Here is a 20,132-nt window from a genome sequence, read left to right on the forward strand (position 1 = left end):
GATCGATGATCGAGATCCGCGATGTCACCCGCAGCTATGGGGCGTTCAAGGCGCTGGACGACGCCTCCCTGACCATCAGGGGAGGCGAGTTCTTCTCGCTGCTCGGCCCGTCGGGCTGCGGCAAGACCACGCTTTTGCGCATGATCGCCGGCTTCGATAATCCGACCAGCGGTTCGATCGCGGTTGGCGGCCAGCCCATGGAGGGCGTACCGGCCAACCGCCGGCCGACCAACATGGTGTTCCAGAGCTACGCGATCTTCCCGCACCTCAATGTCGAGCAGAACGTCGCCTACGGGCTGAAGCGGTTGAAGCTGCGGGGTGGCGAAGAGAAGCGCCGGGTCGAGGAAGCGCTGGCGCAGGTCTCGCTCACCGGCCTCGGCAAGCGGCTTGGCACGGAGCTTTCCGGCGGCCAGCGGCAGCGCGTGGCGCTCGCCCGCGCCCTGGTGATGCGACCTAAGGTGCTTCTGCTCGACGAGCCGCTGTCGGCGCTCGACAAGAAGCTGCGCGAGCAGATGCAGGTCGAACTGCGCCGCCTCCAGCAGGCCGTCGGCATCACCTTCGTCCTGGTCACCCACGATCAGTATGAAGCGCTCGCAATGTCCGACCGCATCGCCGTGATGTTCGGCGGCAGGATCGCGCAGGTCGCCTCTCCGAAGGAAATCTACCAGCGCCCGGTAAACCGTCAGGTCGCCGACTTCCTTGGCGGCATGAATTTCGTCAAGGCCGACATCGTCGAGGAGAACGGCACCTCGCTGGTTCTCGATACGCTCGGATTCGGCCGCGTCAAGACCGACAAGCCGAAGGCTTTCGTGCGCAATGGCGGCGGCGCGACGCTCGGCATCCGACCGGAGCGCCTGCGCGTGCTATGGGACAACGCGACAGCCAAGTTCGAGGTCGCCGGCAAGGTGGTGGAACGCCACTATTTCGGCGAGATCACCCATCTGATCGTCGAGATCCCTGGCCTGGAGAAGCCGCTCTCGGTGACCGAGACCAACGATTTCGGCGCCGATGACATTCCAGTCGGCACCTCGATCCGCCTTGCCTATGATCCGGAAGCGCTGGTCGCGATGGCCGACTGAACTCCGGCGATGATCCTGCGCGCCGCGATACGCCCGGCCACGATCGCGCCCTCGACATAGCCCGGGAATGAGGGCGACAATTCCGACGACGCGAAATGCACCGGCGGTGCGCCGGCAAGAATGGTGCGCTCGGCACCCCTCGCCGACACATCGACGATCACGTCGCTATAGGCGCCCCCGCTCCAGCGGTCATGCGTCCAGTCGCGGCGGCTGAAATCGAGAACATCCGCCGCCTCCGCACCCAGCGCCTCCACAAGCTTCCTCGTCACCTGTCTCCGCAGATCCGACTCGCCGAGTTCGTGCCAGCGCAGCGCCAGCGGTCCGCCAACGAAGACGACAAGCGCCGCATGATCGGGATCCCTGCTCGCGTCGCAGGCAAACAGCCCCGGCAGATCGCGCCACATCACCATCCCGCTCAAATCCCGCTCGCGCCAGAATGGCTTGGGATAGCGGACCAGGACCTTGATCACCGCGCCGCTTTCCCAGGCGCCGAGCGCCGTTTCCAGGGCTGCCGGCAAGGGGGGCGTAAAATCGAGCTTCGCGGCTGTCGCCGGCGGCACGGCGACCAGAACTTCTCGCGCTTCGATCACGCTATTGCTGGAGACGACACGAACCCCTGCCGGACCGTATTCGATGCCGATGACAGGTTCGCCGAGCCTCGCCCGGTCGCCGAGGTCCTCCGCCAGATCATCGGCCAACGACTGCATGGTCTCGCGTAGGGAATATTGCAGCTCCGGCACCTCGTTGGTGATACGGCGGTCATTGTCGATCAGATACCAGAGCGGCACCTTCTCCAACGCCAGGCACCACAGGCCCTCGATCATCGACCGGAAGGCCGCCTTGGCCTCGCCCACGTCATCCTGCCTCTCCAGCCACTCGGCAACGGTCGATCCGGCAATGGCGGGATCGTTGGGCTCGATGCTGTTCATGCGTTCGCGGATCGCCATCGAGGCTTGATAGGTCCGCTCGGCCCGGCCGACCGACATTGACGGGTAGGTGATGAAATCGCCCTCGACGTAGGTCTCGACGAAGGTCCTGCCGCGAGCCTGGGCCAGTTCCATCAGCTGCGGCATGTCCTCGCAAAGGAACTGGCCGCCGCTGTCGATGCGCTCGCCAAGCCCGTTCCACATCGCCTCGACCCGCCCACCGACGCGGTCGCGTGCCTCGAGCAGCAGGAAGCCGACGCCGGCCCTCTTCAGCTCAAGCGCCGCCGACAGGCCGGTGAAGCCGGCGCCGACGATGACGACGTCGGTTCTTTCTGTCTGGTCGTTCAATAGCCAGCCTTGATCTTCTCGAACTCGTCGATCATGCGCTTCTTCAACTCGGGCGCGACAGGCTGCTGGAACAGGGTCTTGTCGAGGAATTTTTCGAGATTGTCGAAGCCGCTGTCGGCCACCACCTTGTGGTCGATATCAGCCATTCCGGCGTCGTTGCCGTGGCCATAGCCGAAGGTCTTGACCATATAATCGGACACGCCGGGCGCATTGACGGCGCTGAGGAAATCATGGGCCTGGTCGAGCTTGCCTGGCGGTCGGTCCAGTAGAAACGGATGTTCTTGTGCACGTCGCGCAGGAAAGCGGACGCCTGCTTGAACTGGCCGTCGGTCATCTTGGTCCAGTCCTTGAGACCAATGACCAGGCTCGCCAAGGCATGGGCGTCGTCGACATTCTCACCGATGGTGACGCGGCCCTTGAAACGCGGATCGGCGAAAATCTTGAGCGACTGTGCCTGATCGGCCGTCACCTTGTCGGTGCGATAGAGCAGCGAGGTGTTGCCCCAGTCGAATGGCATGAACCATGCCTTGCCGTCGGCGGTGACGGCGAGATCCTTCATCGCCATGATATCGGGGTTGAGATCCTTCCAGCCGGAGATCCTCGACGTGTCGAGCGGCTGCAGCATGCCGGCCTCGCGCCACTTGACCACGCTCTGCGAGCAGGGATGCGCTATATCGGCCTTGAAACCTGCCCGCATCTTCTCAAACGCCTCGTCCTCGTCGCCGAAGAAAGCAAAGGTCGGCTCGGCGCCATACTTGGCAGTGTAGGCCGGGTGCAGGAGTGGATCCTCGTAGCCCGACCAGTCGAACACGACGAGGTCGCCGCCGCCTTCGGCGAGCGCGTAAACCGCGCCGGCACCGAGCGTACAGGCAGCGGCGATGACAACGCGGCGAAGCACGGAATTCATGGCGCGAAAAACTCCCCCATCGCGAAAGATGTCGAGAGCGAAGTTAGGCAAATTCAAGCGCTTTGGCGAGCCCATCCGCCGATGCTGCCGGCAGACGGATGGGCACGATAGACAACGGCTCAATAGCCGGCTTTGATCTTCTCGAACTCGGCGATCATCTTGAGCTTGAGATCGGACGGCAGCGGCTGCTGGAACAGTGTCTTGTCGACGAATTTCTGCAAGTCGTCATAGCCCTTTTCCTTCAGGATGGCCTGATCGACGCCGGCCATGCCCTTGGCGTTGGCCTGGCCGTAGCCCCAGTCCTTGACCAGCACCTTGGCGGTCTCCGGATCGTTGACCGCGTTGAGATAGTCATAGGCCTTGTCGGTATTGCCGGGCGCATCCTTGAACAGCACGTAGCCGCACACCCACGTCGAGATGCCTTCCGCCGTGTCCTTCTTCGACTTGATCGGCACGCCGGCAGCAACCGACTGCACGGTCGCATCGTTCCAGGCCCAGGCGAGATCGACCTCGCCGCCGCTCAGAAGCTGGACGACGTCGGTGGTATCGGTCCAGTAGGAGCGCACGTTCTTGTGCACCTGGCGCAGGAAGTCGGAGGCCTGCTTGAACTGGTCGTCGGTCATCTTGGTCCAGTCCTTCAGGCCGATGGCAAGGCTCGCCAGCGCATAGGCGTCGTCGACATTGTCGCCGATCGAAACCCGGCCCTTGAACTTCGGGTCGGCGAACGCCTTCAGCGACTGCACGTCCTTTTCGTCGATCTTGGAGGAGTTGTAGGTAAGCTGCGTGTTGCCCCAGTCCCAGGGCATGAACCAGGCTTTCCCGTCTTCCGTCGTGGCGAGATTTTTCATCGCCATGATGCCGGGATTGAGGTCCTTCCAGCCCGTGATCTTCGAGGTATCGAGCGGTTGCAGCAGGCCCGCCTCGCGCCACTTCGTCACGCTCTGCGAGCAGGGATGGCCAAGGTCGGCCTTGAAGCCGGAACGGACCTTTTCGAACGCCTCGTCCTCGTCGCCGAAGAAGGCAAAGGTCGGCGAATCGCCGTTTTTCTCGACATATTTTGGGTGGAAGCTCGGATCCTCATAGCCTGACCAGTCGAACACGATCAGATCCTTGTCGGCCGCGATCGCCAGCGCCGCGGCCGAAGCCGCCAGTGTTCCCGCTAGCGCGAGCGTCAGCGTCAGGCGTCTTGTCAGTGTCTTCATTGCTGTTCCATCCTCTGCCGTTTCTTATGGTTTCGTCTTTCTTATGATCTCGTTTGGCTGGCGGCCTTCAGCGGATAGTGTTTCGGGAAAGCCGCCGACAGGAATTCATTGGCCGCCTGCAAGGAGGTCTCCCGCGTGGTGTCCTCGGTTCCCATCATCAACCGCAGCCACAAGCCTTCCAGCATGGCGCTGAGCGCCAGCGCCATGACCTGCGGCTCATAGGCGTAGCCGCCGCTCTGTTTCAGAGCCGCGCACAGGTCGATGAAAATATTCTGGTAAACGGCATCCCGCGCGCTGCTCAGCGCCTGGTAGGTCGGCCGCGACTTGGCCTCTCCCCAGAAGGCGCACCATGCGGCAAGCTTGCGCTTGTTGCAGATGGAGCGGTCGAAATCGGCCGCGACGAGGACCTGGAGTTGCCGCGCGGGGTCGTCTCCTGCCTTTTGCAAGGCATTGCGCCAGTGCGCGGAATACTCGTCGTACATATAGCGTAGCGTCGCGACGAGCAGCTTCTCCTTGCTCTCGAAATGGAAATTGACAATGCCGCGCGACAGGCCGGCGCCGTCGGCGACATCGGCCATCGTCGTTTCCGAATAGCCGCGCTTGGCGAGCGAATCGATCGTCGCCTCGATGAGTTGAAGCTGCCTGACCTCCTTCGAGGCCTTGCGCCCGCGCTTCTCGGATTCGGCTTTCCGCGCCGGTTCAAGAAGCGCGTCCCTGGCGTCTGCCGTTTTCATGCGTGTGAAGGTCTCCAGCATCGCCGGCTATCCCTTTGCATCCGGCTTCCACCAGCGAAGATGAGTGGGACGGTGCTCGCGCTGTCAAGCACCTTCTGCATGGCCTCCCAGCTTATGATGGCGGCCTCGTCATACTGCGAAGTGACGTCTGCCATTTCAATCATCAGCCTCGGTTCTCACGGACGGATTACTGGGTTCGAATGCCGGCAAAGCGTAACTCACGCCCGGAAAAACGCAACATTATTTGTTGAACATTCATTCAGTAAGGCTGGACACAATGGCTGGTACCGTGCCAAATTCCGCGCATTCGACAACAAATCACGCAGAAGTGAAAGCGGGACGCAGATGAGCACTGGGCTACAATGAAAGCTTGGGATGCGATCATCATCGGCGGCGGACACAATGGCCTTGTCAACGCCTGTTACCTGCAGCGCGCCGGTCTCGACGTGCTGGTTGTGGAGAAGAACGACTGGGTCGGAGGCGCGGCCACCAGCCGCGAGCTGACGCCGGGCTTCCTCTACTCCAACTGCTCCTACGTCTGCTCGCTGTTCCGGCCCGAGATCATGCGCGATCTGGAGCTCCCCCGCTTCGGCCTGCAAGTCATCTCCTATGAGGGCGGCGCGGTGTTCACCCGGGATGGCGACTACCTCGCCAACTACCGCGACCACGACGCGCACCGGCGGGAATTCGCTCGTTTCTCCAAAAGGGATGCCGAGGCCTATGACCGCTACGCCCGCGACGTGACGCGGCAGTGCCGCTTCATCCAGCCGCTTTTGATGCGCACCGCGCCGGATCCGACCAGCCTGCGCCCGCGCGACCTCGGCGAGCTGCTCTATCTCGGCAAGAAATTCGCGGGTCTCTCCGCCGAGGAAATGGCGTTGACGCTGCGCTTCTGGACCATGTCTATCTCTGAGTTCCTCGACGAATATTTCGAGACCGACGTCATCAAGGCGAACTTCGCCCTGTCTGGCATCATCGGCACGGCACTCGGGCCGATGTCGCCCGGCACCGCTTACGTGCTGCTGCATCACTATATGGGCGAGGTCGACGGATCGGTCGGCGCCTGGGGCTATGCGCGCGGCGGCATGGGCGCCGTCACCAAGGCGCTGGCCGCCTCGTTCAAGGCCTCGGGTGGGACCATCCGCACCGGCGCCGAGGTCGACCATGTGCTGGTGAGCCGTGGCAAGGCCAGGGGCGTCGTGCTGGCCGGCGGCGAGGAGGTTTACGGCAAGCTGGTCGTCTCCAATGCCGACGTGAAGCGCACCTTCCTGAAGCTGGTCGAGGAGAAGGAACTGCCCGACATCTTTCTGCGCCGGGTGAAGAACTTCAAGATTCGCGGATCTTCCGGAAAGGTCAACATAGCCCTCGATTCGCTGCCGGAATTCCCGGCGCTGCCAAAGGATTCGCCGGTCTATCGCGGCGACATGCATTTCACCGATTCGATGGAGCGCATGGAGCGCGCCTATGACGACTGGAAGGCCGGCCGCTGGTCCGCCGATCCGTTCCTCGACATGGTCATCCCGACGACGCTCGACCCGACCATGGCGCCGCCCGGGAAACATTTCATGAGTTGCTTCGTGCAGTACGCTCCGCCCAAGATCGCTGGTCGCGAGTGGACGGACGCCGATCGTGACGGTTTTGCTGAAAGCGTGATCGCGCAGATATCGGACTATTCACCCGGGTTCCGCGACCGCATCGTCCATATGGAGGTGCGGACGCCACGCGAGATCGAGGCCGAGGTCGGCCTCACCGAAGGCAACATCTTTCAGGGCGAACTGACCTTCGACCAGTTGCTGTTCAACCGTCCGGTGCCCGGGTACGCGCAGTATCGGTCGCCGGTCGGCGGCCTCTATATGTGCGGCTCCTCGACCCACCCCGGCGGCGGCGTCATGGGTGCACCCGGACGCAACGCAGCCGCCGAAATCCTGCGCGATCTCGCAAAATCCACTTCGCATATGAGCCCGGCCCATGACGTCATTTGATGCCATCGTTATCGGCGGCGGCCACAACGGGCTTGTCGCAGCCGCCACGCTGGCGGAGGCAGGCCGTAAGGTGCTGGTGCTGGAAGCAGGAGCCGAACTCGGGGGCGCCGCGCGGACCGAGGAATTTGCGCCCGGTTTTCGCGCTTCGTCCATCGCGCATGTGTTGAACCGGCTGCATCCCGACGTGGTGAAAACGCTGGAGCTGGAAAAGCACGGGCTGCGGATCGCTCGCTCCGACTTCCTGCCGTCGGTCGCATTGTCGAAAGATGGACCGCCGCTTGTCCTGCATGGTGCTTATGGCGAGGTGCTGAGTGGCGCCAGTTCGTCGGAACAGTCCGCCTGGAAGGAATTGCGCGCGCAATTGCTGCGCTATGCCGGCATCCTGAAACCCTTCCTGTCGCGCCGGCCGCCCGATCTCGGCGGCATGTCGCTGCAGGAGGCCGCTTCGCTCGCCCATACCGCGGTGGCGCTGAAGAAACTTGGCAAGGAAGACATGCGCGACTTCCTGCGCGTGCTTTTGATGAACGTTGCCGACCTGCTTGACGAACAGCTCGCCGATATCAGGCTGAAAGGGCTGCTCGCCTTCGACGCAACGCTCGGCAGCCATCTCGGCCCGCGCTCGCCGACCTCGCTGCTCGGCCTCTATTATCGTCTGACCGGCGCGAGCGGCGGTGCGGCCGGAGCGCAATTGCTGCCAAAGGGCGGCATGGGCGCGGTGGTCGCCGCCATCCGCACTGCTGCCGAAAAGGCTGGCGTCACGATCCGCGCATCGGTGCCCGTCGCCAGGATCATTGTCGACAAAGGCCGCGCCGTCGGCGTCGCCCTCGAGAATGGCGAAGAACTTCGCGCCCGAACGATCGTCTCGGCGATCAATCCGACGACCACCTTCCTCGACCTCGTCGGACCGCGCGAGATCGACACCGGCTTCGTGCGCAAGGTGAAAAACATCCGGATGAGGGGCGATGCCGCCAAGCTCCATCTGGCGCTCGACCGGCCGCCGCGGTTTGCCGGTGTCGACGACGCCGGCCATAAGGGCCGACTGGTGATCGCGCCCTCCCCCGATCATGTCGAGCGTGCCTTCAATCCATCGAAATATGGCGAGTTCTCACCCGAGCCGGTGATGGAGATCACGCTACCCAGCCTCGCCGACCCCTCGCTCGCGCCCGACGGCGCCTGCGTGCTGTCGGCCGTGGTGCAATACGCGCCCTATCGGTTGAAAGAGGGCTGGGATGCCGGCAAGCCGAAATTCCTAAAAGCGATCATGGCGCAGTTCGAGGCTTACGCACCCGGTATCGGCAAGAGCGTTGTCCATGCCGAGCTGCTGACGCCTGCCGATATAGAGATGCGCTACCGCATGCCGGGCGGCCATTGGCACCATGGTGAATTACAGGCCGATCAGATGCTGATCTCGCGTCCCGTCTCCGGCTGGTCGGGTTACGACACGCCGCTCGACGGGCTGTTCCTGGCCGGCGCGGGTTCGCATCCTGGTGGCGGTGTTTCGGGTGCGCCAGGATTGAACGCCGCGCGGCGCATCATTGCGATGAAGGGGTAGGTCATGGTCCAGCTAACCAGGAAGAAGCCCGTCTCGAAGACAGCCGATCCAGCCGTTTCCGATCGCATCGAAGCCCAATCGCACTTCCACACGCTGCGCCTCGGCACGCCATTCCAGCCGCGCATCGACGCACTGGCCAAGACCCAGGACTGGTACAATTGGGCCGGCTACCGCGCGCCGCATTCGCTGTGGCACGAGGAGCTCGAATATTTCGCGATCCGCAGTCAGGCGGCGCTGTTCGATATTTCGCCCATGACCAAATACCGGATCGAGGGGCCGCACGCAGAAGCCTTCCTCGATCGGGTCACGCTGCGCGATGTGACAAAGCTGAAACCCGGCCGGGTGCATTACACCGCGTGGTGCGACGATGAGGGCTTCGTCCTCGATGATGGCACACTGTTTCGGCTCTCGCCGGACCGCTTCCGGCTGTGTTCGCAGGAGCGGCATCTGCCGTGGCTGTTGGACAGCGCCCTTGGTTTCGACGTCATCGTCGAGGAAGAGACCGAGGCCGTCGCCGGGCTCGCCTTGCAGGGCCCCACATGCTTCGCTGTGCTGCGCGATGCCGGTTTCGCCGGTGTCGAGAGGCTGAAAATATTCGACCTTGCCGAATTCCCGCATGACGGCGGCACGGCCATCATTTCACGGACCGGCTTTACCGGCGATCTCGGTTACGAACTGTTCGTTCCGGCCGAAAAGGCGCTGAGCCTGTGGGACCGGCTGATGACAGCTGGGGAACTGCGCGGCATCAGGGCGATCGGCTACACCGCCCTCAACCGTGCCCGTCTCGAGGCTGGGCTGATCGTCGCCAATGCCGATTTCACCACCGCCGAACATGCCATCCGCGCCGACCGCTTGCGCATGCCCGACGAGATCGGGCTCGGCTTCATGGTTGATCTGGAGAAGGGCCATTTCAATGGCCGCCGCGCCATCCTCGAGGCCCGCGCCAAACGCAAGCTTCGGCATGTCCTCGTCGGACTGGAGATCGAAGGCAACATCCCGGCCGAACACGCGATCGTCTATCACAGGAAAACCCAGGAGGTCGGCCTGGTCAGCGCCGCCATGTGGTCGCCGATGGCCAAGCGCAACATCGCCATCGCCTCGCTGGCGCGGCCCTATGGTGATACTGTCGTGGAAGACCTCTGGGTCGAGATCTACGCCATGCGCGAACTGCAGTACCAGAAGCTGATGAAACGGGCCAAGGTGGTGGCGCGACCCTTCATCAAGCTCGACCGCCGTACCGCCAATCCGCCGGCGGATTTCTGACCATGACCGAGGAAGCGGGCAAGCAGCAGGAAGAAGGTGAAGCCGCCGAACAGTGGGAGCTGGTCAACACGCCGCTCGGCGAAAAATGGTCTGGCCGCGCGCGCTATGCCGCCGCCATGTTCTTCTACAAGCGTGGCGAGATGAGCGCCGAGACGCTGGAGGTCTATCGCATTTGCGCTCGGCTCGATGCGGAAAACCCGCTGCCGATCATTCGCGATCGCGGCGTCGGCAAGGAATGGCTGAATCGCATGGGCTTCGAATAAGGCGACCTAACCTATCGTTCTTTCCAGCATGCTTAGCCAGTTGCGGTAGGCGATCTTTTCGATCAGAGCCCGGCCAAAACCGCGCGCCGCCAGCGCATCGATGAGTTTCGGCAGGCCGGCGACGTCGCCGATGACGGCCGGGATCATGGCGCCGTCGAAATCCGAACCGAGACCGACGCCATCCTCGCCCAAAGCCTGCAGCAGGGAATCGATATGGCGCACGATGATGTCGAGGCTGGTGTCGGCATTCATGCGGCCGTCCTCGCGCAGGAAGCCGGTGGCGAAGTTCAACCCGACCATGCCGCCGGAGTCGCGGATCGCGCCGAGCTGCCAGTCGGTGAGATTGCGCGAATGGCCGCAGATCGCGTGCACGTTGGAGTGGGTGGCGACCAGCGGTGCATCGCTAAGCGCTGCGACGTCGCGAAAACCCTTCTCGTTGAGATGCGAGAGATCGATCATGATCCTCAGTTCATTGCAGGTCTTGACCAGCGCTTTGCCGGCATCGGTCAGCCCGGGACCGGTATCCGGCGAGGACGGAAAGCGAAACGGCACGCCGTGGCCGAACGCATTCGGCCGGCTCCAGACGATGCCGAGCGAGCGCAGGCCCGCGGCATGCAGCACGTCGAGCATGGTGAGTTCGGGATCGATCGCCTCGACGCCCTCGATGTGGAACACCGCGGCAATCGTGCCTTGCGCCATGGCATTGCGCACATCGCCGGCACTGCGGCAGATCGCCAACGCTCCGGCGCGCTCCAGCCGGAAGAGGATGGACGCCATCGCGATCGTCGAGTTGAGCGCATCGGCGCGAGGCACCTCGGGCGGCAGCGGCTCGCTGTCGCTTGGCGCCGAAGGGACGGCGCTGCGCCGCGCTTTCTCGACCGGCGGCGGGAAGATGGCGAACATACCGCCGGCGAATCCGCCGGCCTTGGCGCGCGGCAAGTCGACATGGCCGCCCGATTTCCCTTCGATGAATAGCTTTTCGACGTCCGCGTCTTTCGCCTGGTGCAAACGCAGCAGCGTGTCGTTGTGGCCGTCAAAGACGGGGACGAGGTCTGTTTCGGTCATCTGGGGGATCATTCGGTCTGTTTGTCGGCAGGGCGATGTATCATATCTAGGCAAGATGTGCCGCCGGGGCAAACTACAAAGCCAACGGGAAGGCAATGGCCGCCCGTTTTGCTCTGTTCTACAAATCCACTTTGTGCTTGCGGGACCTACCGCTTCAGCACATCCGCCCATTCCGGGTGACGGCGGAACTGGGCGTTGGCGAACGGGCAGAGCGGGATGATCTTCTTGCCTGCTGCTCGCGCGTCCTCGACGGCACGGGTGACGAGCCGAAGCCCGGCGCCCTGGCCGCGAAAGGCGTCCGGCACTTCGGTGTGATCGATGATCAGTTGGTGCTCGCCGATTTTGGTGAAGGTCATCTCCGCCTCGGCACCGCCGGCGCCGCGCAGGACGTAGCGACCCTTGGAGCCCCGATCCTCAAGTTCGATCTCTGGCAATTGATCGGGCATCTCTACACTCCTTGGGCGATAGTGGCGAAAAGCCGCCGCGCCGCTTCGATTTCGTTTGGCCGCACCTCGTGCCCGCCTTCGTGCCACTCAACTGTGACATCGGCACGGTCGGCACGCAAATAGGCTTCGAGCCGCGAGGTCAGGTTGGGCGGGCAGATCGGATCGCGCTTGCCGGCGGTCACCAGGATGTGACGGCCGGCGAGGCTGCCCTTGACCTGCGGCTCGAACGGGATCAGCGGATGCATCAGCACCGTGGCGTCGAACAGGTCAGGTGCTTCGAACACCAGCGAAGCCAGAACGTTGGCGCCATTGGAGTAGCCGAGGCCCAGCACGACCGACGGCTTCGCCGCCTCGACATGGGCTTGGACGAAGCCCGCCATCTTGTCCGTGGCCCGCGCCAGATCGTCCATGTCATAGACGCCCCCGCCGGTGCGGCGGAAAAAGCGCGCGGCACCTTGCTCCGACACATCGCCGCGTGGCGAGACGATGGTGGCCTGTGGCGCGAGATCGCGCCCCAGCGAGACAAGCTGGCTCTCGTCGCCGCCAGTGCCGTGGAAGACCAAAAGCAGCGGACCACCCGGCGAACCAGGCAGCACCTTGTGGGCGTAAGCGCCTTTGCTCATCGTCTCAGCCCTCCAACTTCTGCAGATGCTGTTCGAGATATGGCCGCAGATGCTGATGCTGGGTCGGCAGCTTCAGCGCCTCGCCGAGATGGGCGGTGTCCTCGTCCTTGTCGAAACCCGGCTCATTGGTGGCGACTTCGAACAGCACGCCTCCCGGCGTGCGGAAATAGATCGCCCAGAAATAGTCGCGGTCGATCACCGGCGTCACGCCATAACCCGTATCCATCAGCGCTTTGCGCACTTCAAGCTGCTTGGCGCGGTTCTCGACGGCAAAGGCCACATGATGGACGGAGCCGGCGCCGAGATCGGCGAAGGGTGCGGTCGGCAGCGCTTCGATATCGACGAAATCGGCGCCGTTGCCGTTCTTGACGGCGAGCCGCCTGATATTGCCTGACTTGTCGACCTCCTCGTAACCCATGAACTTCAACAACTCCTCGGTGGCGCCGCCATCCTTCAGCCTCAGCGAAACCGAGTGAAAGCCGCGGATCGCCTCGTCCGCGGCAATACCGCCCTTAACCCAGGGCGCTCTGCCGTCGGCCTTGTCCTCGACGAGGGCAAACCCGTCGCCGTCCGGGCCGGCAAATGCGAGCCGCTTCTCGCCAAAGCTTTCTTCGCGGGAGACATTGGTTACGCCTTCGTCGGTAAAGCGTTTTTCCCAATAGGCGAGCGTGCCTTCCGGCACGGAATAGACCGTGGTGCCGACTTCGCCGACGCCAGGCTGGCCCTTGCCGATGTTGGGAAACGGGAAATAGGTCATTACCGAGCCGGGTGTGCCGGCCCCGTCGCCATAATAGAGATGGTAGACGTCGGGCGCATCGAAATTGACCGTCTTCTTGACCCGGCGCAGGCCGAGCTTGTGGGTGAAGAAATCATTGTTCTGCCTTGCGTCCCTGGCCATCGAGGTGACGTGATGCAAGCCCTTGATCTGGTCGAGCATGGTCTCTGCTCCTTCCCTTGGTGTTTGTACGGCCCTCGCCGCTGTCCTCGCAAATATGAGAATACGAGCGAGTATGGCAAAGGCGGCAAACACAGGATGGACTGTGCCTAAAAAGAGAACAATCAAAAGACTCTTGTTCACCGTTTAGCAAACAACGCTGGTCTTGCGCGGTCGATGGAATCGGTTCCATGTGCGCATTCGAACGTACTGGAGAGGGGCAGCGCAAGTGACTGGAAAAGGCAGGCGGCCAAATGTCCTCCTTATTACCTGCGACCAGTGGCGCGGCGATTGCCTGTCGGCTGCCGGTCATCCCCAGTTGAAAACGCCGAATGTCGATGCGCTGGCCGCCGACGGTGTGCTGTTCAAGCGCCATTACGGCGGCGCGGCGCCTTGCTCACCCGCCCGTGCCTGCCTCTACACAGGCCTCTATCAGATGAACAATCGTGTCTGCCGCAACGGCACGCCGCTCGACGCCCGCCACGGCAATATTGCGCTCGCCGCGCGCAGCGTCGGCTATGATCCAACCTTGTTCGGCTATACCGATGTGTCGCTCGATCCGCGCCAGCTTGCACCAGCCGATCCACGGTTGCACAGCTATGAGGGTGTGCTGCCCGGCTTCACGGTGCGCCAATTCCTGCCCGAACATCAGAAGCAGTGGCTGTCCTGGCTAAAGCAGCAGGGCATCGATGCCGGCGCTGGAAGTCCTGACATCCACCGTCCCGTGGGCGAGGTCGACGAGGCGGTGACCGAAGCGCCACCCGTCTACTCCAGCGACCAGACGCCGACGGCCTTCCTTGCCGGCGAGTTCATCCGCTGGCTGGGCGAGCAGGACGAGGCCACGCCGTGGTTTGCGCATCTTTCCTTTATCAGCCCGCATCCGCCCTTCATCGTACCGGAACCGTACAACACTCAATACGATCCCGCGGACGGCCCCTCTTTTCACCGCGCGGAAAGTTGGCGTGCCGAATCTCAGGGCCACCCCTACGTCGCCTATGACCTCGACCGCCAAAAACGAGCAAAGTTCCGCCCCGGCGCCACGGGCAAGGTGCACGACTGGAGCGAGGATGATTTCCGCCGCATCCGGGCGATCTATTACGGCATGATCTCGGAGGTGGACGCGCAGCTCGGCCGCCTGTGGCAAGCGCTGAAGACCGAAGCCGCGTGGGACAACACGATCATCGTGCTCACCTCCGACCATGCCGAAATGATGGGCGACCACTTCATGCTGGGCAAGGGCGGCTATTTCGACGGCAGCTACCATATCCCGCTGATCATCCGCGATCCACGCCACCGCAAGGTTGCCGGCAGTGCTGTCGATCGCTTCACCGAAGCGGTGGACATTTTGCCTACGCTCATCGACCTGCTGGGAGTGTCTCCCGAACCGCACCTTGACGGATGCTCGCTGAAACCCTTCCTGAGCGGTGGAACGCCCGCCATTTGGCGCGACGCCGCGCACTGGGAGTTCGACTTTCGCTCGATCGCGCACGGTGAAGCCGAACGACACTTCGGCATCACCTCGCGCCAGTGCAACCTCGCTGTCATCCGCACGAAGAAATTCAAATACGTGCATTTTGGCGGCGGCCTGCCGCCGCTGCTTTTCGACATGGAGGACGACCCTGGCGAATCGAAGAACCTCGCCGGCAGCCCGGCACATCGTTCCACCCGACTGGAATTCGCCGAAAGGCTGCTCGCCTGGCGCGCCGAACATCTCGACCAGTCGCTTGCCCTCTTGGAACTGACGGAAAACGGAGTGGCTGGATATTCCAAGTCGCAATAAGGGCGGTAGGGGATTCCCCTACCGCCCTTATCCTTGCCTATCGAATATCCTTGCCTATCGAAGTATCCTGACCTGTCGACGTATCCTACCGGACGATCAGACGCTGCTCGTCGCGCTTCTGAGCGTAGGAGCCTTTATCGTAAGCCGCTTGCTTTTCGAGCTGCTCCTTGGTGAAGGTCGTATAAAGGTACTTCTTGCCGTCCTTGTCGGTCATGAACTTCAAATTGTCCATGCCGACCGCGACCTCCTTCTCGCCAATGCCAAGGAAGCCGCCGACATCGACGATCACGGCGTCGGTCTTCTTGTCTGGGGTCAGCACCACATCGCCGATCTCACCGACCTTGGCGTCGTTGGCGCCATAGACCGTCGTGCCCTTCAGATCGTCGCCCCTGATCTCTCCAACCGGCATCTCGGTAAGCTTGGACTTGTCGATTGCCGCGGTCTGTGTCTGGTCAGGAGCCGTGGCGTCAGCCGGCGCCGCCGCGGTCTTGTTCGCCGGAGCGGCGGCGGGAGCTGTCGTGGCGGACGGGGCGGTTGCCGCGGGTTCATTGGATGCCGTCGTTGCGGGCGCCGGATCATAGGCCTTGCGGTCGAAATCCGGCTGCGCCTGCAGCTCTTCCTTGGTGGTCTGCGCCACCAACCAGCGGTCGCCGTTCTTCTGTGCCCACTTCGCCTTGGCGAAATCATAGGCCACATTCTTCTCGCCCATGCCCAGGAATCCGCCGACGCCAATAATCAGCGACTGCGCCTTGCCTTCCTTGGTCAGCACGATGTCGTTCACATCGCCGATCTTCTGGGCGTCATCGCCGGTGCCGTTGTAGACATTTTCACCGATGATGTTTGTGGCCAGGTTGCCATCAGCCGGTTTGACCGGCTCGGCGTTAGTGGACTGCTGTGCGGTGTCGGTCGACGTGGCCGGCGCCTGTGCGGTCGTCGACGTGGCCGGGGCCTGGGCGTTCGTCGCTGCGGCCGGGGCTGGGGCGTAAGCCTTGCTGTCGAACTCCGGATGCGCCTTCAGTTCGTCCTTCGTCGTCTGCGCTACCAGCCAGCGATCGCCGTTCTTCTCGGCCCATTGCAGCTTGTCGTAGTCGAAGGCGACATTCTTGGTTCCCACGCCAAGGAAACCGCCGACGCCTATGACGACGGATTTCGCCATGCCGTCCTTGTCGAAGACCACGTCGGCGACCTTGCCGATATTTTCGGCATTGTCGCCAGTGCCATTGTAGACGGTTTCGCCGAGGATGTTGGTGACGATGCTGCCTTCAGCGCGCGGTACCGGCGCCGTCGCGGCCGGCTCCTGGGCGGCGGGCGGGTTCGCGGGGGCTGGGGTTGCAGCGCTCTGCGCGAAGGCGCCGGTTGCAACCATTGTCGCAAGGGCGGTCGTCGCTAAAAGGGTGCGGATCATGATACTCTCTCCTCGTGCCTGATTTCGTACATGCCGCGCCCGGTTGAGCCCCGCACTGGGGATCGGACGCGACATCTCTGCAGGTTCACAACGTCGTGACCATGCTGTTGTTCCGACAAATCCGCTGTGGCCGAGCCAAATCCCAAGAAGCGGATCTGACCGCCCGTTGCCGAAAACCTGGGGCTGGCCAGAGATTCCGGCCTGCCGGAACCATTCCGGATTTGGCGCGTTTCAGCCGTTGGCTGGGGTACTCCGGCCGGTTAGAACTGAGCAGCGGAGCGGGGCATGAAGTTCGCAGCGGTGCTGAACCGGGACGGCGGCACCTTGCGTACCACCGATCTCGCCGCCTTTTCGGACCGGATGCGTCAGACGCTGGAATCGGCGGGCCACTCTCTCAGCATCGACATTGTTGGCGGCAAGGACGTTGTGGACACCCTCGACAGCGCGGCGTCGCGCCACGCTGTCGACGTCGTGCTCGCCGGAGGCGGTGACGGCACCATCTCGGCCGCGGCCGCCAGGCTGATGGGCAGGAAAAAGGCGCTCGCCATATTGCCGGCCGGCACCATGAACCTGTTTGCGCGGGGCCTTGGTATTCCGCAGTCGCTCGATGCGGCGCTGAAATCCTTCGCCGACGGCGAAATCATCGCGGTCGACATGGCTACGGCCAATGGCCAGCCTTTCGTTCATCAGTTCTCGATCGGCATGCATGCCAAGATGGTGCAACTGCGCCAGGGCATGGAATTCGGCTCACGCCTGGGCAAGATCGGCGCTTCCGCGAAGGCAGCCTGGGCAACGATCAAGAACCCGCCGGCAATGAACGTCACGCTCGGCATCGGTGAAGCGGAGATGACTGCCCGCATATCCGGCCTCGGCGTGACCAACAATCTCTTCGGCGAAGGTCACCTGCCCTATGCCGACAATCCGGCCGGTGGCGTGCTCGGCATTTACGTCACCGTAGCTCAGCAACGCGCCGAACTGGTCAAGTTCTTGTTCAACGTGGCGCGTGGCAAGTGGCGTGACAACGAACATGTCGAAATCCACCAGGCCGACAGGGCGACCCTCAAAATCCATTCCGGCGGCAGGAAGTTCCGCGCCGTCATGGACGGCGAACTGGTCAGGCTCGATCGCGAGACGACGATCGAAATCAAACCTGGAGCGCTCAATGTGCTGGTACCGGCCAGCGTCGCCCAGGTGAAGGCCGCCTGATGCGGTGTGAAGCCATCAAGGTGCTGACTTCAGCCGGAGGGCGCCGGACTGGTGCTCGGCGGCGTGGGGACATGTTGCTCGTCGCTGTTCGGCGCCTTGATCAACACGCCGTATATCTCGGCGACGCCCCAGGCGACGAGCACCAGGAGCAGTCCGGCGATCAGGATTCGGAACCCATGCCAACCCCACCGCCCCTGACGCGCTTTGTTTTCGGGAATGTTCCTGGCCATGGCGGGTCCTCGTCTGGTTTCGCGTCGGCTGACGCGATCGGCAAATCACGCTCGGGTAACGGTCCCTCGCAAGGATGGTTCCGGGTGCAGGGCTGTCTCGGGTCGGCGACGGCAAGGACATCAAGGCAAGGCACGGGAACTTGGTTTGAATAGCAGGGTGGAAACAGCAGCCGGTCTGCCGGCCGAGGTTGCGCGCGCCGTGCAGGACGAGCACCGGCTGGCAGTGCTGCACTGGCTTGAGATGCTGGATACGGCGCCCGACTCGGATTTCGACCGCATCGGCGGCTTTGCCGCCGCTGTGATGCGCGCGCCGATCGCGCTGGTCACGCTTGTCGATCTCGATCGGCAATGGTTCAAATCCTGTTCTGGCATGCAAGAAACACAGATTGCGACAGCCATCTCCTTCTGTGCGCACGCCATCGCCGCTGGCGATGAGCCGATGGTGGTGACGGACGCAGGGGCCGACCAGCGTTTTGACGCCAATCCCTTGGTGACCGGCAAGCATCATGTGCGCTTCTATGCGGGCGTCCCGATCATTGTCGCGGGAGCGCGAATCGGAACCCTGTGCGTCATGCACCGCAAGCCGTGTGCCCACCCGTCCCGGTCCAGGCTCGACCAGTTGAAAACGCTCGCCGGCCTCGCCGGCAGCCTGTTCACCCTGAAGCACGCGACCCGCACTGGCGCTGTCGCCGAAGCCGCGCTCGCGCGTGAGGAAAAGCGGCGCGCCATCGCCCTTGATGCAGCTTCGCTGGCAAGTTGGGCCTGGGACGTCCGCACCGACGTAATCGACTGCGACGTCCGATTGCCGGAATTGTTCAACCTGCCGCGCTCGACACGGTTGCGGGCCCGCGACGTTCTGACGGCCATCGATCCACGCGACGTCTACCAGACCGAAACCAGCTTTCGTGATGCCTTGACCGGCAGTGACGATTATTTTGGCGAATACCGGGTGAAAGGCTTCCATCCACCGCGATGGGTGGCCACGCGCGGCCGTGTCATCGAACGCGATGGCGAGGGCAAGCCGACGCTGATTTTCGGCGTCAACTACGACATTTCGGAACGCAAGCTCGGTGACGAACGGCAACGGCTCTTGCTGCGTGAACTCAACCACCGCGTCAAGAACACGCTGGCGACGGTCCAGGCGCTGGCGACCCAGACCGTGCGCCATGCCCGCCAGCCGAGCGAATTCCTCGAAGCCTTCAGCGCGCGGCTTCAGGCCCTGGGTATCGCCCATGGTCTGCTGTCCGACCGCGAGTGGCGCGGCATTGGCATCCGCGAACTCGTCCAGGTCGAAATCAGACCTTTCGACAGCGCCGCCCAGCCGCGGCTGGCAATCTCGGGCGCCGATCTGTTGCTCTCGCCCGACCAGGCCGTCGGCCTCGGGCTGATTTTGCACGAGCTGGCCAGCAACGCGCTGCAATATGGGTCCCTGTCGGTTGCGTCAGGCAAGGTTGATCTCGACTGGAAAGCGCAAGGCAAGAATGGCGACAGGCGCCTGGTGCTCACCTGGCGCGAAAGCGGCGGTCCTGACGTTGCGCCGCCCGAGCGGCAAGGCTTCGGCTCGATCCTCATCCGGTGCAGTCTGGCCAAGGTGATTTCGAGCGAAGTAACCCACGAATTCCGGCGCGATGGGGTCTTCGCCGAAATATCGATGCCGCTGGAAGATCTGTCGAGGTGACGTGAGCACGGCCGCTGGCGCGACTACCCCTCGCCGGCATCCGGGTGGTGGTTGGTGTCGGACTTCACATTCTCGCGGTAGATGGCATAGGCCGCGAGCGCCACGGCCGGACCCACAATAATCCCGAGCCCACCTTTTCCCTTGAGCCCACCTTTGAGCAACGACGGCAGCACAGCGAGCGCGGCCGTAATGCCGATCGCTTTCATGTCGGTCTTGCGCCGCCTAGCCTCGCGGCGGATCCGCGTGCCCGACATCAGCCGATGGATCAAAAGAACGAGGCCCGCGATGACCAGAAAGCCGACACCGAAACCAAGCGCCGCAGCCAGCGATCCGTAGCGGGCCGATGTCCAGATATAGGCCGCGCCAATCAGGAAGCCGATGCCACAGAACGCCGCCAGCGCGGCAAGCGTATAGACGATGGCCGCAGTCCGTGCTCGACGTAAGGCGGCCACGGTTTCGCCCGAGGCGAAACCCGAGAGCAACGATGCCAGCAGTCCCATCTCGGCGGA

The 20,132-nt window shown here is 63.1% G+C and carries 18 protein-coding genes and 1 pseudogene; 8 read left to right on the forward strand and 11 right to left on the reverse strand.

Going from position 1 to position 20,132, the window contains the following annotated elements:
* The first annotated feature begins 5 nt into the window (after nt 1–5).
* Complete coding sequence (locus ACVWWD_RS04985) at nt 6–1,079, forward strand: ABC transporter ATP-binding protein (protein ID WP_023794983.1); 1,074 nt, start codon at nt 6–8, stop codon at nt 1,077–1,079.
* On the opposite strand, the gene ACVWWD_RS04990 is transcribed toward ACVWWD_RS04985, so the two are convergent.
* The 4 genes and pseudogenes from ACVWWD_RS04990 to betI all read right to left on the reverse strand — a co-directional run bounded on the left by ACVWWD_RS04990 (nt 1,043) and on the right by betI (nt 5,217).
* Nucleotides 1,043–2,353, reverse strand: a complete 1,311-nt coding sequence (locus ACVWWD_RS04990; protein ID WP_352550588.1) for a flavin monoamine oxidase family protein — start codon at nt 2,351–2,353, stop codon at nt 1,043–1,045. The genes ACVWWD_RS04985 and ACVWWD_RS04990 overlap by 37 nt on opposite strands.
* Nucleotides 2,350–3,260, reverse strand: a pseudogene (locus ACVWWD_RS04995) (ABC transporter substrate-binding protein). Before ACVWWD_RS04995 ends, ACVWWD_RS04990 begins: the two are co-directional and overlap by 4 nt.
* Nucleotides 3,261–3,379: 119 nt before the next feature.
* On the reverse strand, nt 3,380–4,462 hold the full coding sequence (locus ACVWWD_RS05000; protein WP_352550590.1) for an ABC transporter substrate-binding protein: 1,083 nt from the start codon (nt 4,460–4,462) through the stop codon (nt 3,380–3,382).
* A 41-nt stretch (nt 4,463–4,503) separates the two neighbouring features.
* Nucleotides 4,504–5,217: a transcriptional regulator BetI gene (gene betI / locus ACVWWD_RS05005; protein WP_435054021.1), complete on the reverse strand. Its 714-nt coding sequence runs from the start codon at nt 5,215–5,217 to the stop codon at nt 4,504–4,506.
* 341 nt (nt 5,218–5,558) lie between these two features.
* On the opposite strand from betI, the gene ACVWWD_RS05010 reads away from it, so the two are divergent.
* Genes ACVWWD_RS05010 through ACVWWD_RS05025 form a run of 4 tightly spaced genes read left to right on the forward strand, consistent with a single transcriptional unit; the run spans nt 5,559 to nt 10,256 of the window.
* Entirely contained in the window at nt 5,559–7,178 is a 1,620-nt protein-coding gene (locus ACVWWD_RS05010; RefSeq protein WP_352550593.1) for a phytoene desaturase family protein, read from the forward strand.
* Nucleotides 7,165–8,730, forward strand: a complete 1,566-nt coding sequence (locus ACVWWD_RS05015) for a phytoene desaturase family protein (protein ID WP_352550595.1) — start codon at nt 7,165–7,167, stop codon at nt 8,728–8,730. Before ACVWWD_RS05010 ends, ACVWWD_RS05015 begins: the two co-directional genes overlap by 14 nt.
* Before the next feature lie 3 nt (nt 8,731–8,733).
* The gene (locus tag ACVWWD_RS05020) at nt 8,734–9,993 is read left to right on the forward strand and encodes an aminomethyltransferase family protein (protein ID WP_457102936.1); all 1,260 of its coding nucleotides are present in this window, start codon (nt 8,734–8,736) and stop codon (nt 9,991–9,993) included.
* 2 nt (nt 9,994–9,995) lie between these two features.
* A complete protein-coding gene (locus ACVWWD_RS05025; RefSeq protein ID WP_023774126.1) occupies nt 9,996–10,256 on the forward strand; it encodes a hypothetical protein in 261 nt (86 codons plus the stop codon).
* 6 nt (nt 10,257–10,262) lie between these two features.
* Here the strand turns inward: ACVWWD_RS05025 and ACVWWD_RS05030 are convergent, their stop codons facing one another.
* The 4 genes from ACVWWD_RS05030 to ACVWWD_RS05045 all read right to left on the reverse strand — a co-directional run bounded on the left by ACVWWD_RS05030 (nt 10,263) and on the right by ACVWWD_RS05045 (nt 13,327).
* Nucleotides 10,263–11,321, reverse strand: a complete 1,059-nt coding sequence (locus ACVWWD_RS05030) for a dipeptidase (RefSeq protein ID WP_352550597.1) — start codon at nt 11,319–11,321, stop codon at nt 10,263–10,265.
* A 146-nt stretch (nt 11,322–11,467) separates the two neighbouring features.
* The gene (locus ACVWWD_RS05035; protein WP_023774124.1) at nt 11,468–11,767 is read right to left on the reverse strand and encodes a GNAT family N-acetyltransferase; all 300 of its coding nucleotides are present in this window, start codon (nt 11,765–11,767) and stop codon (nt 11,468–11,470) included.
* 2 nt (nt 11,768–11,769) lie between these two features.
* Nucleotides 11,770–12,390 carry an alpha/beta hydrolase gene (locus tag ACVWWD_RS05040; RefSeq protein ID WP_457102937.1) on the reverse strand — a complete coding sequence of 207 codons (621 nt, stop codon included), beginning with the start codon at nt 12,388–12,390 and terminating at the stop codon, nt 11,770–11,772.
* Between the two features lie 4 nt (nt 12,391–12,394).
* Nucleotides 12,395–13,327, reverse strand: coding sequence for a VOC family protein (locus ACVWWD_RS05045; RefSeq protein WP_352550601.1), 933 nt, complete (start codon nt 13,325–13,327; stop codon nt 12,395–12,397).
* A gap of 226 nt (nt 13,328–13,553) precedes the next feature.
* Between ACVWWD_RS05045 and ACVWWD_RS05050 the strand changes: the two genes are divergently transcribed.
* Nucleotides 13,554–15,104, forward strand: a complete 1,551-nt coding sequence (locus ACVWWD_RS05050; protein ID WP_457102938.1) for an alkaline phosphatase family protein — start codon at nt 13,554–13,556, stop codon at nt 15,102–15,104.
* An 85-nt stretch (nt 15,105–15,189) separates the two neighbouring features.
* Here the strand turns inward: ACVWWD_RS05050 and ACVWWD_RS05055 are convergent, their stop codons facing one another.
* Nucleotides 15,190–16,509 (reverse strand): PRC-barrel domain-containing protein, encoded by a 1,320-nt coding sequence (locus ACVWWD_RS05055; RefSeq protein WP_457102939.1) that lies wholly within the window; start codon nt 16,507–16,509, stop codon nt 15,190–15,192.
* A gap of 285 nt (nt 16,510–16,794) precedes the next feature.
* Here ACVWWD_RS05055 and ACVWWD_RS05060 point away from each other — a divergent pair, with 285 nt between their 5' ends.
* A complete protein-coding gene (locus ACVWWD_RS05060) occupies nt 16,795–17,715 on the forward strand; it encodes a diacylglycerol/lipid kinase family protein (protein ID WP_023774119.1) in 921 nt (306 codons plus the stop codon).
* A 29-nt stretch (nt 17,716–17,744) separates the two neighbouring features.
* On the opposite strand, the gene ACVWWD_RS05065 is transcribed toward ACVWWD_RS05060, so the two are convergent.
* A complete protein-coding gene (locus ACVWWD_RS05065; protein WP_023774118.1) occupies nt 17,745–17,945 on the reverse strand; it encodes a hypothetical protein in 201 nt (66 codons plus the stop codon).
* 145 nt (nt 17,946–18,090) lie between these two features.
* Here ACVWWD_RS05065 and ACVWWD_RS05070 point away from each other — a divergent pair, with 145 nt between their 5' ends.
* A complete protein-coding gene (locus ACVWWD_RS05070) occupies nt 18,091–19,623 on the forward strand; it encodes a sensor histidine kinase (protein WP_457102940.1) in 1,533 nt (510 codons plus the stop codon).
* A gap of 23 nt (nt 19,624–19,646) precedes the next feature.
* Here the strand turns inward: ACVWWD_RS05070 and ACVWWD_RS05075 are convergent, their stop codons facing one another.
* Entirely contained in the window at nt 19,647–20,123 is a 477-nt protein-coding gene (locus ACVWWD_RS05075; protein ID WP_023774116.1) for a hypothetical protein, read from the reverse strand.
* Between the last annotated feature and the right edge of the window lie 9 nt (nt 20,124–20,132).

It is taken from the genome of Mesorhizobium sp. URHB0026, assembly GCF_054059755.1.

What these genes read in the sequence shown, in the direction of transcription:
- ACVWWD_RS05035 (WP_023774124.1), bottom strand. Translation starts at nt 11,767, where the DNA reads ATGCCCGATCAATTGCCAGAGATCGAACTTGAGGATCGGGGCTCCAAG.
- ACVWWD_RS05025 (WP_023774126.1), top strand. Translation starts at nt 9,996, where the DNA reads ATGACCGAGGAAGCGGGCAAGCAGCAGGAAGAAGGTGAAGCCGCCGAA.
- ACVWWD_RS05040 (WP_457102937.1), bottom strand. Translation starts at nt 12,390, where the DNA reads ATGAGCAAAGGCGCTTACGCCCACAAGGTGCTGCCTGGTTCGCCGGGT.
- ACVWWD_RS05055 (WP_457102939.1), bottom strand. Translation starts at nt 16,509, where the DNA reads ATGATCCGCACCCTTTTAGCGACGACCGCCCTTGCGACAATGGTTGCA.
- ACVWWD_RS05015 (WP_352550595.1), top strand. Translation starts at nt 7,165, where the DNA reads ATGACGTCATTTGATGCCATCGTTATCGGCGGCGGCCACAACGGGCTT.
- ACVWWD_RS05065 (WP_023774118.1), bottom strand. Translation starts at nt 17,945, where the DNA reads ATGGCCAGGAACATTCCCGAAAACAAAGCGCGTCAGGGGCGGTGGGGT.
- betI (WP_435054021.1), bottom strand. Translation starts at nt 5,217, where the DNA reads ATGCTGGAGACCTTCACACGCATGAAAACGGCAGACGCCAGGGACGCG.
- ACVWWD_RS04985 (WP_023794983.1), top strand. Translation starts at nt 6, where the DNA reads ATGATCGAGATCCGCGATGTCACCCGCAGCTATGGGGCGTTCAAGGCG.
- ACVWWD_RS05010 (WP_352550593.1), top strand. Translation starts at nt 5,559, where the DNA reads ATGAAAGCTTGGGATGCGATCATCATCGGCGGCGGACACAATGGCCTT.
- ACVWWD_RS05060 (WP_023774119.1), top strand. Translation starts at nt 16,795, where the DNA reads ATGAAGTTCGCAGCGGTGCTGAACCGGGACGGCGGCACCTTGCGTACC.
- ACVWWD_RS05030 (WP_352550597.1), bottom strand. Translation starts at nt 11,321, where the DNA reads ATGACCGAAACAGACCTCGTCCCCGTCTTTGACGGCCACAACGACACG.
- ACVWWD_RS05045 (WP_352550601.1), bottom strand. Translation starts at nt 13,327, where the DNA reads ATGCTCGACCAGATCAAGGGCTTGCATCACGTCACCTCGATGGCCAGG.
- ACVWWD_RS05075 (WP_023774116.1), bottom strand. Translation starts at nt 20,123, where the DNA reads ATGGGACTGCTGGCATCGTTGCTCTCGGGTTTCGCCTCGGGCGAAACC.
- ACVWWD_RS05020 (WP_457102936.1), top strand. Translation starts at nt 8,734, where the DNA reads ATGGTCCAGCTAACCAGGAAGAAGCCCGTCTCGAAGACAGCCGATCCA.
- ACVWWD_RS05000 (WP_352550590.1), bottom strand. Translation starts at nt 4,462, where the DNA reads ATGAAGACACTGACAAGACGCCTGACGCTGACGCTCGCGCTAGCGGGA.